Genomic DNA, 434 nt, shown 5'->3' with positions numbered 1-434 from the left:
CCCATCTACATGCGCACCGACGACGGCACCGTCCTCGCCCAGCCCTGGGCCGCGGGCTTCATGTTCGCGGTCAAGCGTTGGCCGGTCGCCTGGCGCCCCATGTTCGAGCGCAACGACCATGTCGGCCTTATGCTGCCGATCATCGCTTGCTCGGAAGCCGAGGAGGTGGAGAAGCTGATGGCCGGACGGCCGCAGGAAGTCCGCGACCACGTGGGCCGCGCCCACCACCACATCCCCGAAGCTGTCTGCGGCATCCGCGACTACTGGCGCCACCACCAAACGGCGCGCTGAACCGGCCTTCGCCGAACCGTCAAGCCACGATCGCCGTGGGGCCCAGACGACGGTTACGACGCTTACCCCGCAGGCGGCCGTTGAAGCTCTCCACGAACGCATTCTGCTGCGGCTTGCCCGGCGCGATGTAGTGCCATTCGACG

1 protein-coding gene and 1 pseudogene are annotated in these 434 nt (G+C 67.7%); one reads left to right on the top strand and one right to left on the bottom strand.

What is annotated here, in order from left to right:
• A partial coding sequence (locus tag G3576_RS31045) for a UPF0149 family protein (RefSeq protein ID WP_164698342.1) occupies positions 1–291 on the top strand: 291 nt, incomplete at its 5' end.
• Between the two features lie 43 nt (positions 292–334).
• Here the strand turns inward: G3576_RS31045 and G3576_RS31040 are convergent.
• Positions 335–434: pseudogene (locus G3576_RS31040) on the bottom strand (integrase core domain-containing protein); the annotation flags it as partial.

This window comes from Falsiroseomonas algicola, assembly GCF_011040385.1.
GTDB lineage: Bacteria > Pseudomonadota > Alphaproteobacteria > Acetobacterales > Acetobacteraceae > Falsiroseomonas > Falsiroseomonas algicola.
The sequence above is the reverse complement of the archived record's forward strand: the minus strand, read 5'-3'. Positions and strand labels throughout refer to the sequence as shown.